The sequence below is a fragment of the Streptomyces sp. NPDC060028 genome (assembly GCF_042736725.1).
In the GTDB taxonomy this organism is placed as follows: Bacteria; Actinomycetota; Actinomycetes; order Streptomycetales; family Streptomycetaceae; genus Streptomyces.
Genome location: NZ_JBHWVJ010000035.1, coordinates 46310 through 60295, shown reverse-complemented (window position 1 = coordinate 60295; position 13986 = coordinate 46310). Strand labels below are relative to the sequence as shown.

The following is a 13986-nucleotide window of genomic DNA, read 5'->3' as shown; positions in this document are numbered from 1 at the left end:
CCGAGGTGGACCCCGGCTCCGCGGACGGCGTCTCGGTTTCCGCCGGGGCGGGCCCTGCTTCCGCCGGGGCGGGCCCCGGCTCTGCCGACGGCGTCTCGGTTCCCGCCGAGGTGGACCCCGGCTCCGCGGACGGCGTCTCGGTTTCCGCCGGGGCGGGCCCCGGCTCCGCCGACGTGTCCACCGGTTCCGCGCTTGCGCTCGCCGGCTCCGCCGAGCCGGCTTCGGATCTCGCCGCCGGGCCTTCCGGTTCCGCCGAGCCGGCTTCGGCTCTCGCCGCCGGGCCCCCCGGCTCCGCCGACGCGGGTTCGGGTCTCGCCGACGGGGACGCGAGCCGCGTCGAGGGCGGGCCGGAGGCCGGGGGGCATGACGAAGGGTGGGTCGGGGTCGAGGCGGCGCTCGCGCTGCTCGCGTCGCCGCTCGGCGGGATGGACGCCGCCGATCTGCGGCGGCTCGGGCGGGCGCTGCGCGACGAGGAGCGGGCCGCCGGGGTCAGGACGCCCGCGCCCTCCGACGTACTGCTCGCCCGCGCCCTCGCCGAACCCGAGCGGCTCGTCGCGCACGACCCCGCCTACGCCCGCGGAGCGCAACGCCTCGGCCTGCTCCTGCGCAAGGCCCGCGAGCTCCTCCAGGGCGGCGGCACCGCCGAAGAGGCCCTCTGGACCCTCTGGGACGGCACCCCCTGGCCGCAGCGCCTGGAGCGCGGCTCCCGCCGCGGCGGCGCCGCCGGCCGCAACGCCGACCGCGACCTCGACGCGGTCTGCGCGCTCTTCGACACCGCCGCCCGCGCGGAGGAACGTACCGGCGGCCGCGGCGCCCTCAACTTCCTCGAACAGCTCGAGGCCGAGGACATCGCCGCCGACACCCTCACCACCCGCGCCACCCGCTCCGACACCGTCCGGCTCATGACCGCCCACCGCTCGAAGGGCCTGGAGTGGTCCCTCGTCGTCGTCGCCGGCGTACAGGACGGGCTGTGGCCCGACCTGCGCCGCCGCGGTTCCCTCCTCGAAGCCGACCGCATCGGCCAGGGCGGCCTCGCCGAGCCCCTCACCCCCGGCGCGCTCCTGGCGGAAGAGCGCAGGCTCTTCTACGTCGCCGCCACCCGCGCCCGCCACCGCCTCGTCGTCACCGCCGTCAAGGCCCCCGCCGACGACGGCGACCAGCCCTCCCGCTTCCTCTCCGAGCTCGGCGTCACCCCCAAGGACGTCACCGGCCGCCCCCGCCGCCCCCTCGCCGTCCCCGCGCTCGTCGCCGAGCTCCGCGCCACCACCGTCGACCCCGCCGCCCCGCCCGCCCTGCGCGACGCCGCCGCCCGGCGCCTCGCCCGCCTCGCCGTGCTCACCGACGACGAGGACCGCCCCTTGGTGCCCGCCGCGCACCCGCAGCGCTGGTGGGGCCTGTACGAGCCCACCCGCAGCAGCGTCCCGCTGCGCGACCGCGAGCGGCCCGTCGCCCTCTCCGGCAGCGCCCTGGACCAGCTCGCCAACACCTGCTCCCTCCAGTGGTTCCTGGGCCGCGAGGTCAAGGCCGACACCCCCTCCACCGCCGCCCAGGGCTTCGGCAACGTCGTCCACGTCCTCGCCGACGAGGTCGCCTCCGGCCGCACCCCCGCCGACCTCGCCGTGCTGATGGAGCGCCTCGACTCGGTCTGGGACTCCCTCGCCTTCGACGCGCCCTGGAAGTCCCGCCAGGAGAAGGACAACGCCCGCGCCGCCCTGGCACGCTTCCTGCGCTGGCACACCACCGACCGCGGCGGCCGCGCCGCCGTGGCCACCGAGCACGACTTCGACGTCACGCTCGAAGCGGGCGAGTACGCCGTGCGCATCCGGGGCTCCATGGACCGGGTCGAGGCGGACCCGCACGGGCGGGCGTACGTCGTCGACTTCAAGACCGGCAAGTCCGCCCCCACCCGCGACGAGGTCGCCCGCCACCCCCAGCTCGCCGTCTACCAGCTCGCCGTACGCGAGGGCGCCGTCGACGAGGCCTTCGACGGCCTGCGCCCCGAACCGGGCGGCGCCGAGCTCGTCCAGCTCCGCCAGGGCGCCGCCCAGCGCGACGGCGGCGACACGGCGGCGAAGATCCAGGCCCAGGAGCCCCTGGCCGGGGAGTGGGTCGGCGAGCTCCTGGCCACCGCCGCCGGACGCGTCCTCGACGAGCGCTTCGCGCCCGCCACCGGCAAGCACTGCGACCACTGCTCCTTCCGCAGCTCGTGCAGCGCCCGCCCGGAAGGCCGCCAGACGGTGGAGTGAGCAGGACGGTCGGGGCTGTCAGCGGGGGCGGCTAGCCTCTTTACGTGTCCGCGCGTCCGTCCGTCCTCACCGACCCCGAGCAGCTCAAGGAGCTCCTCGGCATCCCTTTCACGCCCGAACAGATGGCCTGCGTCACCGCCCCGGCCGCCCCCCAGGTCATCGTGGCGGGCGCCGGCTCCGGCAAGACCACCGTCATGGCCGCCCGAGTGGTCTGGCTGGTGGGCACCGGCGCGGTCGCGCCCGAGCAGGTCCTCGGCCTGACCTTCACCAACAAGGCCGCGGGCGAGCTCGCCGAGCGCGTACGCAAGGCCCTCGCGCGGGCCGGCATCAGCGACCCGGACCCCTCCCCGGCCGAGGCCGACGCGGCCGGCGGCGAGCCGCGCATCTCCACGTACCACGCCTTCGCCGGGCAGCTCCTCAAGGACCACGGCCTGCGCATCGGCTTGGAGCCCAGCGCCCGGCTGCTCGCCGACGCCACCCGCTTCCAGCTCGCCGCGAAGGTGCTGCGCGAAGCCCCCGGCCCGTACCCGGCCCTCACGAAATCCGTCCCCGACCTGGTCAGCGACCTCCTCGCGCTCGATGCCGAACTGTCCGAGCACCTGGTCGAGCCTGCCACCCTGCGCGCGTACGACACCGGGCTCCTCGCCACGCTCGCCGACACCCACCTCGGCAACGAAGACCTGCGCAAGGTCCCCGAGGCGGTGCGCGGCCGCCTCGAGCTGCTGGAGCTGACCGAGCGCTACCGCACCGCCAAACGCTCCCGCGACCTGCTCGACTTCAGCGACCAGATAGCCCTCTCGGCGCGGCTCGCCACCACCCGCCCCGAAGTGGGGGCGCTGCTGCGCGAGGAATTCCGCGTGGTGCTGCTCGACGAGTACCAGGACACCTCGGTGGCGCAGCGGCTGCTGCTGTCCGGCCTCTTCGGCGGGGGGACCGGCCACGCCGTGACCGCCGTCGGCGACCCCTGCCAGGCGATCTACGGCTGGCGCGGGGCCTCGGTGGCCAATCTCGACGACTTCCCCGTGCACTTCCGGCACGCCGACGACCGCCCCGCCACCCGCTACTCGCTGAGCGAGAACCGGCGCAGCGGCGGCCGCCTGCTCGACCTCGCCAACGAACTCGCCGCCCCGCTGCGCTCGATGCACGAGGGCGTCGAGGCGCTGCGGCCCGCGCCCGGCGCCGAGTACGACGGGCAGGTCCGCTGCGCCCTGCTGGAGACCCACGCCGAGGAGCTCGACTGGCTCGGCGACTCCGTCGCGCACCTCGTCCGTACGGGCACGGAGCCGCGCGAGATCGCCGTGCTGTGCCGCTCGGCGGGGGACTTCGCGCGGATCCAGGCGGTACTGGTGGACCGGGACGTGCCCGTCGAGGTCGTCGGGCTCTCCGGCCTGCTCCACCTCCCCGAGGTCGCGGACCTGGTCGCCGTCTGCGAGGTCCTCCAGGACCCCGGGGCCAATGCCTCCCTGGTACGCCTGCTCATCGGCCCGCGGTGGCGGATCGGCGCCCGGGACCTGGCGCTGCTGGGCCGCCGCGCCCGGCTGCTGGTCGGCCGCGCGCCCGCCTCGGGGGACGACCCGGACGACCGCCTCGCGGCGGCGGTGGAGGGCGTGGACCCCGCGGAGATCGTGTCGCTGGCCGACGCGCTGGAGACGTTCCTGGACGGCGGGTCCGCCCCGGACGACCACCTGCCCTTCTCCGCCGACGCCCGGGTCCGCTTCGCACACCTGGCGCAGGAGCTGCGCGACCTGCGGCGCTCGCTCGCGGATCCGCTGATGGACGTCCTGCACCGGGTCCTGTCCACGACGGGTCTCGAGGTCGAACTGTCCGCGTCCCCGCACGCGCTGGCGGCCCGCCGCCGGGAGACCCTCTCGGGCTTCCTGGACGTGGCGGCCGGCTTCGCCGCGCTGGACGGGGAGGCGTCGTTGCTGGCCTTCCTGGCCTTCCTGCGCACGGCCGCCCAGTACGAGAAGGGCCTCGACCACGCGCTGCCCGGCGGGGAGAACACGGTCAAGGTGCTCACGGCCCACAAGTCCAAGGGGCTGGAGTGGGACGTGGTCGTGGTCCCGGACCTGTGCGCGGGCGCGTTCCCGAAGGAGAAGGCGCCGGAGGCCTGGACCTCGTACGCGAAGGTCCTGCCGTACGGGCTGCGCGGCGACGCGGCGACCCTTCCGGGGGATCCCGCGTGGACCTCGGCGGGGCTGAAGTCCTTCAAGACGGCCCTGAAGGACCACAAGGCCACGGAGGAACTGCGCCTCGGGTACGTGACCTTCACGCGCCCGCGTTCCCTGCTGCTGGCCTCGGGCCACTGGTGGGGTCCGACCCAGAAGAAGCGCCGCGGGCCGTCCGCCTTCCTGGACGCGCTGTACGCGCACTGCGCCGCGGGCCACGGCGAGATCGAAGCCTGGGCCGAGGCCCCGGCCCCCGACGCGCAGAACCCGGCCCTCGCCGCCGCCGCGGGCCGGGACCACTCCTGGCCGCTCCCCCTGGACCAAAACTCCCTGGCCCTGCGCCGCGCGGCGGCCGCGCTGGTCGAGTCCCACCTGGCGAGCCCGCCCCGGGACGCGGACGCGGCCCCGGACCCGGCCGATCCCTACCTCTGGCCCCCGCACTGCGAGGACCCCTGGCCGGACGACACCGCCGCACCGGACACCGACGGCCCGGAGCCGGAGGCCGACGGCGGCGAGGAGCCGTGGCCGGAGCCCGAGGAGAGCCGGGCCGCGCCCGCCGCCCCGGACGGCGAGGACCTGTGGCCGGAGGCCGACGGCTGGGCCCCCGCCGGGGGCGACGGGCTCAGCCCCGAGGAGGCCCGGGCCGTCGCCTCGTGGGACCGGGACCTCGACGCCCTCGAGGGCGAGCTCCGCCGCGCCCGCCGGGCGGTGCGCGACGTCGAGCTGCCCGCCTCCCTCTCCGCCAGCCAGTTGCTGCGGCTCGCCGCGGACGAGCAGGGCTTCGTACGCGACCTCGCCCGCCCCATGCCCAAACCCCCGCAACCCGCGGCGCGCCAGGGCACGCGCTTCCACGCCTGGGTCGAGTCCCGCTTCGACGAGCTCCCCCTGCCCCTCCTCGACGTCCTCGACCCCGCCACCGAGCTCCCCGGCTCCGACCAGGAGATCGCCGACGAGGCCGACCTCGACTCCCTCAAGGCCGCCTTCGAGCGCAGCCCGTACGCCGACCGGCCCCCGTACCGCATGGAGGCTCCGGTCCAGCTGACCCTCGCCGGCCGCGTGATCCGTGGCCGGATCGACGCGGTGTACAAGCACACCGATGACACCGGCGACACCGGCGGCGACTCGTACGAGATCGTCGACTGGAAGACCGGCCGCACCACCGAAGCCGATCCCCTCCAGCTCGCCGTCTACCGCCTGGCCTGGGCGGAAGCCACCGGCACGCCCCTCGACCGGGTCACCGCCGCCTTCCTCCATGTCCGCAGCGGCCGCGTCATCCGCCCCCGCGACCTCCCCGACCGGGCCCGCCTTGAGCGGATCCTCCAAGGCGAATCGGGCACGGAAAGTGCCCGGCAGACGGACGGCTAGGCTCGTGGGCATGAGCGACTCCCCGGCGGACAGCGTGGTCCGCACGTACATCGACAGCCACCGCGCCGCGTTCCTGGAGGACCTCGCCGACTGGCTGCGCATCCCGTCCGTCTCGGCCCAGCCCGAGCACGCCGACGACGTACGCCGCAGCGCCGACTGGCTCGCCGGGAAGCTCAAGGAGACCGGCTTCCCGGTGACCGAGGTCTGGCAGACCGCCGGCGCCCCGGCCGTCTTCGCGCACTGGCCCGCCGAGGATCCCGCCGCCCCCACGGTCCTCGTCTACGGGCACCACGACGTGCAGCCCGCCGCCCTCGGCGACGGCTGGCACACCGACCCGTTCGAGCCGGTCGTCAAGGACGGCCGGATGTACGGGCGCGGCGCAGCCGACGACAAGGGCCAGGTGTTCTTCCACACCCTGGGCGTACGGGCGCACCTGGCGGCCACCGGCGCCGGTGCCCCCGCCGTGAACCTCAAGCTCCTCATCGAGGGCGAGGAGGAGTCCGGCTCCCCCCACTTCCGCGCCCTCGTCGAGGACCGCGCGGACGAGCTCGCCGCCGACATCGTGATCGTCTCCGACACCGGCATGTGGTCCGAGACCACCCCGACCGTCTGTACCGGCATGCGCGGCGTGGCCGACTGCGAGATCGATCTGCACGGACCCGACCAGGACATCCACTCGGGTGCCTTCGGCGGCGCCGTGCCCAACCCGGCCACCGTCGCCGCCCGGCTCGTCGCGGCCCTGCACGACGCCGACGAGCGGGTCACGATCCCCGGCTTCTACGACAACATCGCCGAGCTCACCGACGAGGAGCGGGCGCTGATCGCCGAGCTGCCGTTCGACGAGTCCGAGTGGCTCCGTACGGCCAAGTCCCACGCGGCGGCCGGCGAGGCCGGCTACTCCACCCTGGAGCGCGTCTGGGCCCGCCCGACGGCCGAGGTCAACGGCATCGGCGGCGGCTACCAAGGCCCCGGCGGCAAGACCATCGTGCCCGCCTCCGCGCACCTGAAGCTGTCGTTCCGCCTGGTGTCCGGGCAGGACCCGTACGAGGTCGAGGCCGCCGTCAGGGACTGGGTCGACGCGCGGATCCCGGCCGGAATCCGGCACTCCGTCACCTTCGGCGCCCCGACCCGCCCGTGCCTGACGCCGCTGGACCACCCGGCGCTGCAGTCCGTCGTACGGGCCATGGGTCGCGCCTTCGGCCAGAAGGTCCGCTTCACCCGCGAGGGCGGCTCCGGGCCGGCCGCGGACCTCCAGGACGTGCTGGCCGCGCCGGTCCTCTTCCTGGGCATCTCCGTGCCCTCGGACGGCTGGCACTCGCCGAACGAGAAGGTGGAGCTCGACCTCCTGCTCAAGGGCGTCGAGACGACCGCGTACCTCTGGGGCGACCTGGCCGCCCACTGGACACCCGCCTGACGCGCACACCCACGCCCGCACCCGCACCCGTCTTACCGAGCCTGCCTGTCCCACCACCGGGGGAGTTGGAAAGTAACGTGAGCACCCATACCGAGCGCCCGATCTCGCTTGCCGCGGCCAGCGGCATCGACCGCGCCGCGCACCACCGTCTCGACGAGGCCTGGCTCGCCGCCGCCTGGAGCCACCCGACGACCCGCGTGTTCGTCGTCTCCGGCGGCCAGGTCCTGATCGACGACACCCCCGACGGCGGCACGGGCATCGTGATGACCCCGGCCTTCGAGGCGCCCGTCACCGAGACGCACCGCTACTTCCTGGGCACCGACGAGGACGGCGTACGGTACTTCGCGCTGCAGAAGGACTCGCTGCCGGGCCGCATGGACCAGTCGGCACGTGCGGCCGGCCTGCGCGAGGCCGGGCTCCTGCTCTCCCACCGCGACGCAGGGCTGATGGTGCACGCGGTCGCGCTGGAGAACTGGCAGCGGATGCACCGTTTCTGCTCCCGCTGCGGCGAGCGCACGGTGGTCGCGGCCGCCGGGCACATCCGGCGCTGCCCGGGCTGCGGGGCGGAGCACTACCCGCGCACCGACCCGGCCGTGATCATGCTGGTCACCGACGAGCACGACCGCGCGCTGCTGGGCCGCCAGGTGCACTGGCCGGAGGGGCGCTTCTCGACCCTCGCGGGCTTCGTGGAGCCGGGCGAGTCGATCGAGCAGTCCGTGATCCGCGAGGTGTGGGAGGAGGCGGGCGTCAAGGTCGGCGAGGTCGAGTACGTCGCCAGCCAGCCCTGGCCGTTCCCGTACAGCCTGATGCTCGGCTTCACCGCCCGGGCCGTCACCTCGGAGATCACGGTCGACGGCGAGGAGATCGAGGAGGCCCGCTGGTTCTCCCGCGAGGACCTGCGCGCGGCGATCGAGGCGGGCGAGGTGCTGCCCCCGGCGGGCGGCATCTCCATCGCGGCCCGTCTGGTCGAGCTCTGGTACGGCGAGCCGCTGCCGCGGCCGACGGCGTAACGCTTGTCACACAGGTTGCGCCGGTCACACCCGTCACAGCAGAAGGCCCCCGCCGTCACGGCGGGGGCCTTTCTGGTGCTCTCGTGGGCCGCGGTCAGACGGCGAGGGCCTGCTTGACCTGGGCCAGGCTCGGGTTCGTCATCACGGACTCGCTGCCGGCGGCGGACTTCACGAGCACGGTGGGAACGGTCTGGTTGCCGCCGTTCGCCTTCTCCACGAATGCCGCGGACGCCGGGTCGAGCTCGATGTTGATCTCGTTGTACGCGATGCCTTCCCGGTCCAGCTGGGTCTTCAGCCGGCGGCAGTAGCCGCACCAGGTCGTGCTGTACATCGTGACGGTGCCCGTGTCCTGCATGCTGCGCTCTCCTTCGTGGGGCGTCGGTGGTCCGAGTACTCGAACGTACGGGAGCGCGCCGCCATTCCCGTCCCGTAAGTACGACGAATGCAGGCGGCCTGTGGACGAGGTTCCCGCCCGGCTCACGAGACCTGGCAGCATGGCGGGGTGACAGCAGCAACGCACTCCCCATCCTTCACTGCCGACGCCGACTCGGCCGACGCGGTGCTCCTGGGCCTCGACCCGGAGCAGCGCGAGGTCGCGACGACCCTGCGCGGGCCGGTGTGCGTGCTCGCCGGCGCCGGGACGGGCAAGACCCGGGCGATCACCCACCGCATCGCCTACGGAGTCCGGTCCGGCCAGCTCATGCCGGCCAGCGTGCTGGCGGTCACCTTCACCAACCGCGCCGCTGGCGAGATGCGCGGACGCCTGCGCCAGCTGGGCGCGGGCGGGGTCCAGGCCCGCACCTTCCACTCGGCGGCGCTGCGCCAGCTCCAGTACTTCTGGCCCAAGGCGGTCGGCGGGGAGGTGCCCCGGCTGCTGGAACGCAAGATCCAGTTCGTCGCCGAGGCCGGCTCGCGCTGTCGCATCCGGCTCGACCGTAACGAGCTGCGCGACGTCACCGGCGAGATCGAATGGGCCAAGGTCACCCAGACCGTGCCCTCCGACTACCCGGCGGCCGCCCGCAAGGCCGGCCGCGAGGCTCCCCGGGACACGGCCGAGATCGCCCAGATCTACGGGACGTACGAGCAGCTCAAGCGCGACCGCGGCATGATCGACTTCGAGGACGTGCTGCTCCTCACCGTCGGCATCCTCCAGGACCGCCACGACATCGCCGAGCAGATCCGCACCCAGTACCAGCACTTCGTGGTCGACGAGTACCAGGACGTCAGCCCGCTCCAGCAGCGGCTGCTGGACCTCTGGCTCGGCGAGCGCGACAGCCTCTGCGTCGTCGGCGACGCCAGCCAGACGATCTACTCCTTCACCGGCGCCACCCCCGACCACCTGCTGAACTTCCGCACCCGCTACCCGCAGGCCACCCTGGTCAAGCTGATCCGCGACTACCGCTCCACCCCCCAGGTGGTCCACCTCGCCAACGGGCTGCTGAACCAGGCCAAGGGCCGCGCCGCCGAACACCGCCTGGAGCTGATCTCCCAGCGCGAGACCGGACCCGACCCCGTCTACGCCGAGTACCCCGACGAGCCCGCCGAGGCCGAGGGCGTCGCCGGCCGGATCCGGGACCTGATCGCCGCGGGCGTCCCGGCGGGCGAGATCGCGGTGCTCTACCGCATCAACGCCCAGTCCGAGGTCTACGAGCAGGCCCTCGCCGACGCCGGAGTCCCGTACCAGCTGCGCGGAGCCGAGCGGTTCTTCGAGCGGGGCGAAGTGCAGAAGGCGATCCTCGCCCTGCGCGGGGCCGCCCGCTCCGGCGGGAACGACCCGCTGCTCGACGACATCGTGGAGCTCGGCTCCCAGGTCCGGGCCGTGCTCAGCTCCACCGGCTGGACCAGCCAGCCGCCGGCCGGCTCCGGCGCGGTCCGCGACCAGTGGGAATCCCTGGCCGCACTGGTCCGGCTCGCGGAGGACTTCGCCCGCAGCCGGCCCGGCGCCACCCTCGCGGACCTCACCGTCGAGCTCGACGAGCGCAAGGCCGCCCAGCACGCGCCGACCGTCCAGGGCGTCACCCTCGCCTCCCTGCACGCCGCGAAGGGCCTGGAGTGGGACTCCGTGTTCCTCGTGGGCCTCACCGACGGCATGATGCCGATCACCTACGCCAAGACCGACGAGCAGGTGGAGGAGGAGCGCCGGCTGCTCTACGTCGGCGTCACCCGGGCGCGGCTGCACCTGACGCTCTCCTGGGCCCTCTCCCGCGCTCCGGGCGGCCGGGCCTCCCGACGCCCCAGCCGCTTCCTGAACGGCCTGCGGCCGGGCTCCGCGGCCCCGGGCACCCGGGCGGACGGCATGATCGAGCGCGGCGCCCGCAAGCGCGGCCGCCGCGGCCCGGTGCTGTGCCGGGTCTGCGGCAAGACCCTGACCGAGGCCGGCGAGCTCAAGCTGATGCGCTGCGAGGACTGCCCGTCCGACATGGACGAGGGCCTCTACGAGCGGCTGCGGGACTGGCGCGCGGCCCAGGCGAAGGAGCAGGGGCTGCCCGCGTACTGCGTCTTCACCGACAAGACCCTGACGGCGATCGCGGAGGCCGCGCCCGCCGAGGAGGGCGAGCTCTCGATGATCTCCGGAGTGGGTGGCCGCAAGCTTGAGCGGTACGGAGTCGACGTGCTGGCCATCTGCGCAGGTCGGGGCCCCGAGGCCGCAGATTCTGACGACGCGTAGAAACTCGTCGGAAAAATAGTTTGCACATGCCCAGCGAAGACCCATAGGTTCTTAGCAACGGAAACGGTGGCTTCTCCGAAGCCCTGGATCCGTGCTGTACTTATCCGAATACGCATGGGACTCGCCTTCGGGCCGAGTCCCCGAGACGCCGAGAGGAGGCGAAACCAGTGACCAGCTTCAAGACCTTCACCAAAATGACCGATCGCTCGGTTGCCGCTTCCTGCACGCTCGGCTCCTCCTCGCTCCTTCCGCTCCTGGGTACCGGTCTGTCCACGATTTCCGTCGACAGCCCCGCCCTGACGGCCGCGCCCGCCGCGCTGCTCGTCAGTGAGCGCAATGAGCGACCGACCCAGGCACCGGTGGCAGTACTGGCAGCGGAAGCAAAGGCGCATGGCGCCTATGGCTTCGCCGCCGCAGCCGGTGCCGGATCCCAGACGAAGCAGACGAAGAAGCAGCAGCACCACCTGATGTGGGCCTTCCGCGGGCTCGAACCCTGGAGTGATCCAGCCTGATCTGACGATCAGGCCGGCGCCTTCAGGGCCGCGGAACCCCACCCGGGATCCGCGGCCCTTCTGTTTGTCCCCGAACGGGGACGACGGAGCGAAGGGGCCTCGGGACTGGCAGAACAGGTACCAGCCGACCCCGGCCAACCGGCCGGTACGACCAGTCGACCAAGACGAGGAAGAAACCACCGTGCAACTCGAAGCGCACGCCCCGTCCGTAACCCAGACCCAAAAGATCTCGCCCCCCGCCCCGGAGGACTCCACCTTGACCCCGCTCACCGCGCTCACCGCGCTCGACGACGCCATCGAGAACCTCGGCGTCCCCGTCGCCTGCCGTACCTACGACCCGGAGGTCTTCTTCGCGGAGTCCCCGGCGGACGTCGAGTACGCCAAGTCCCTCTGCGGCACCTGCCCGCTGGTCGAGGCCTGCCTCGCCGGTGCGCTCGAGCGCCGCGAGCCCTGGGGCGTCTGGGGTGGGGAGCTCTTCGTCCAGGGCGTCGTCGTAGCCCGCAAGCGGCCCCGTGGCCGTCCGCGCAAGAACCCGGTTGCAGCGGCATGACCGCCCACGGAACCATCGACCGCCCCCTGACGCACGACCCCCTGAAGCAGGCCCTCATGTCCCCCTACGCCACCACGAGCGAGCAGCCGCACGGCGCCGCCACCGCAGACTTCATCACCGCCGGCGCGATCACCTCGCGTCAGAACAGGACCCGCGAAATGCAACTCATCCCAGAAGCCCTGGCTCGTGCCCATATGGACGACCGCATGCGTGAGGCGGACGCCGAGCGTCACGCCCTGCGTCTGGTCGCCGCCCGGCGCATGCAGCGGCGAGCCGAGCGCGTCTCCATGCGCGCCCGGCGAGCGCTGGCCATGGCCGTCATGCACTGAGAGCGGAAGAAGGCTCAGGAACCAACTCCCGGGGGGACCGGTCCGAACGGACCGGTCCCCCCGGTGCGTTGCGGAGCCTTGCCCGGCTCTGCGGGGATATCGTCTGGAGGTGGACCAGCCGAATCCCCACCCCGCCGCGCCGGGCCCCGAGGCCGGGCCCGTCGTCTGCGCCCGCTGCGGCGCCCAGTCCCCGGACGGCGCCCCGCCCACCTGGACCTGCTCCATGGAGAACGGCAGCAGGCACTACTTCTGCCACGACTGCGCCCGGGCCAACATCCGGGCCATCGAGGGCCGCCTCGACTCCAGCTGGTGGTGATCTAGTCCTGCGCCAGGAACCCCGGGAGCCAGGACTCCAGTTCGTCCCGGAGGCGAACCGTCGCGCCCAGCTGGCACAGCACACCGATCGTGCTCAGCGTCACCCGGTGGATCAGCAGGTACGAGGGCGGCAGGTTGATCTGCCGGCCCAACTGGTGGGCGGGGGAGCGCGGATCGGCGATCCGCGCCGCCTGGCCGCGCAGCCACGGCCGCGTGAAGGTGAACTCCTCCGCCTCGGCGGGCTCGATGATGGGCCTGAGGTAGTCCAGTACTGCCTCGGGGTCGAGTTCGATGGACTTCTTCACGAACCCCTCGGCGCACAGGTGCCCGTAGACCCCCTCGGCGTCACCGTCCAGCGTCATCCGCAGTGACCTGCCGATGGGCTTGGGCCAGCCGCCGGGCAGCCGGTCCACCGTGCCGAAGTCCAGCACCCCCAGCCGCATCCGGCCGTCCGCCCCCGATATGAGCCGGAAGTTGCCCGGGTGCGTATCGGCATGCAGCAGCCCGGTGCGGGCGGGACCGGAGAAGAGGAACCGGGCCAGCAACTGTCCGGCGCGGTCGCGCTCCTCCTGGCTGCCGTCGGCTATGACCTCCGACAGCGGGGTCCCCTCCATCCACTCCGTCACCAGCACCTGGTCGCCCTGGTGCACGACGTCCGGCACGACCACGTCCTCGTCGCCCTCGAACGCGTCCGCGTGGGTCCGCTGCGCCTCGGCTTCCAACTCGTAGTCGAGCTCCTCGGAAACCCGGTCGCGCAACTCCGTGATGAGCGGCTTGATGTCCATACCGGGTATCAGCGGCCCCAACAGCCCCGCGAACCGGCTCAACTGCTTCAGGTCCGAGAGCAGCGCCTCACCGGCCCCCGGGTACTGGACCTTGACCGCCACCTCGCGGCCGTCGTGCCACACCGCCCGGTGCACCTGCCCGATCGAGGCCGCCGCGGCCGGCTTGTCCTCGAATTCCTCGAACAGATCCCGCCAGTCAGCGCCCAGCCGCTCGGCCAGCACCCGGTGCACCGTCGCCGCCGGCAGCGGCGGGGCCGCCTCCTGAAGCTTGGTCAGCGCCGCCCGGTACGGTCCGGCGACCTCCTCGGGCAGGGCCGACTCGAAGACCGAGAGCGCCTGCCCGAATTTCATGGCACCGCCCTTCAGCTCCCCGAGCGTGCGGAACAACTGCTCCGCGGTGCGCTGCTGGAGCTCGCGCGCCACGATCTCCGCGGACTTGCCCCCGATCCGCTTGCCCAGCCCCCACGTGGCCCGACCTGCGATGCCGAGCGGCAGCGCGGCCAGCTTGACGGTACGGGTGACCGCCTTCCGGGGAAGATCAGACATACGCCCCTCCAATTCCCAGACAGCTGCGCCGCGAGCGGCGGTTCGGGCCGGCCCCAAGGTGACCCCTCGGCCAAAAAG

Annotated in this window: 11 protein-coding genes; 9 read left to right on the top strand and 2 right to left on the bottom strand. The window is 73.4% G+C overall.

The genetic code is table 11. The features are described from left to right. The 4 genes from ACFWBF_RS19360 to nudC form a co-directional block, all read left to right on the top strand. Window positions 1–2246, top strand: a 2246-nt coding sequence (locus tag ACFWBF_RS19360) for a PD-(D/E)XK nuclease family protein (protein WP_385602988.1), incomplete at its 5' end; no start/stop codon positions are given. A gap of 44 nt (window positions 2247–2290) precedes the next feature. Further along, complete coding sequence (locus ACFWBF_RS19355) at window positions 2291–5779, top strand: UvrD-helicase domain-containing protein (RefSeq protein ID WP_385602985.1); 3489 nt, start codon at window positions 2291–2293, stop codon at window positions 5777–5779. 10 nt (window positions 5780–5789) lie between these two features. Further along, the gene (locus tag ACFWBF_RS19350; protein ID WP_385602983.1) at window positions 5790–7193 is read left to right on the top strand and encodes a dipeptidase; all 1404 of its coding nucleotides are present in this window, start codon (window positions 5790–5792) and stop codon (window positions 7191–7193) included. 65 nt (window positions 7194–7258) lie between these two features. Then, a complete protein-coding gene (gene nudC, locus ACFWBF_RS19345; RefSeq protein ID WP_385602980.1) occupies window positions 7259–8203 on the top strand; it encodes an NAD(+) diphosphatase in 945 nt (314 codons plus the stop codon). A 94-nt stretch (window positions 8204–8297) separates the two neighbouring features. On the opposite strand, the gene ACFWBF_RS19340 is transcribed toward nudC, so the two are convergent. Further along, complete coding sequence (locus ACFWBF_RS19340) at window positions 8298–8558, bottom strand: mycoredoxin (RefSeq protein WP_329379483.1); 261 nt, start codon at window positions 8556–8558, stop codon at window positions 8298–8300. Between the two features lie 87 nt (window positions 8559–8645). Between ACFWBF_RS19340 and ACFWBF_RS19335 the strand changes: the two genes are divergently transcribed. From ACFWBF_RS19335 to ACFWBF_RS19315, 5 genes are all read left to right on the top strand, one after another. Then, on the top strand, window positions 8646–10871 hold the full coding sequence (locus ACFWBF_RS19335; RefSeq protein WP_385602977.1) for an ATP-dependent DNA helicase UvrD2: 2226 nt from the start codon (window positions 8646–8648) through the stop codon (window positions 10869–10871). A 167-nt stretch (window positions 10872–11038) separates the two neighbouring features. Continuing rightward, the gene (locus ACFWBF_RS19330; protein WP_385602974.1) at window positions 11039–11383 is read left to right on the top strand and encodes a hypothetical protein; all 345 of its coding nucleotides are present in this window, start codon (window positions 11039–11041) and stop codon (window positions 11381–11383) included. Between the two features lie 181 nt (window positions 11384–11564). Then, window positions 11565–11933: a WhiB family transcriptional regulator gene (locus tag ACFWBF_RS19325; RefSeq protein WP_385602972.1), complete on the top strand. Its 369-nt coding sequence runs from the start codon at window positions 11565–11567 to the stop codon at window positions 11931–11933. Then, the gene (locus ACFWBF_RS19320) at window positions 11930–12262 is read left to right on the top strand and encodes a hypothetical protein (RefSeq protein ID WP_385602969.1); all 333 of its coding nucleotides are present in this window, start codon (window positions 11930–11932) and stop codon (window positions 12260–12262) included. The genes ACFWBF_RS19325 and ACFWBF_RS19320 overlap by 4 nt, the downstream gene beginning before the upstream one ends. A gap of 109 nt (window positions 12263–12371) precedes the next feature. Then, window positions 12372–12578, top strand: a complete 207-nt coding sequence (locus ACFWBF_RS19315; RefSeq protein ID WP_385602966.1) for a hypothetical protein — start codon at window positions 12372–12374, stop codon at window positions 12576–12578. Window position 12579: 1 nt separating this feature from the next. Here the strand turns inward: ACFWBF_RS19315 and ACFWBF_RS19310 are convergent, their stop codons facing one another. Continuing rightward, complete coding sequence (locus ACFWBF_RS19310) at window positions 12580–13908, bottom strand: ABC1 kinase family protein (RefSeq protein ID WP_385602963.1); 1329 nt, start codon at window positions 13906–13908, stop codon at window positions 12580–12582. Between the last annotated feature and the right edge of the window lie 78 nt (window positions 13909–13986).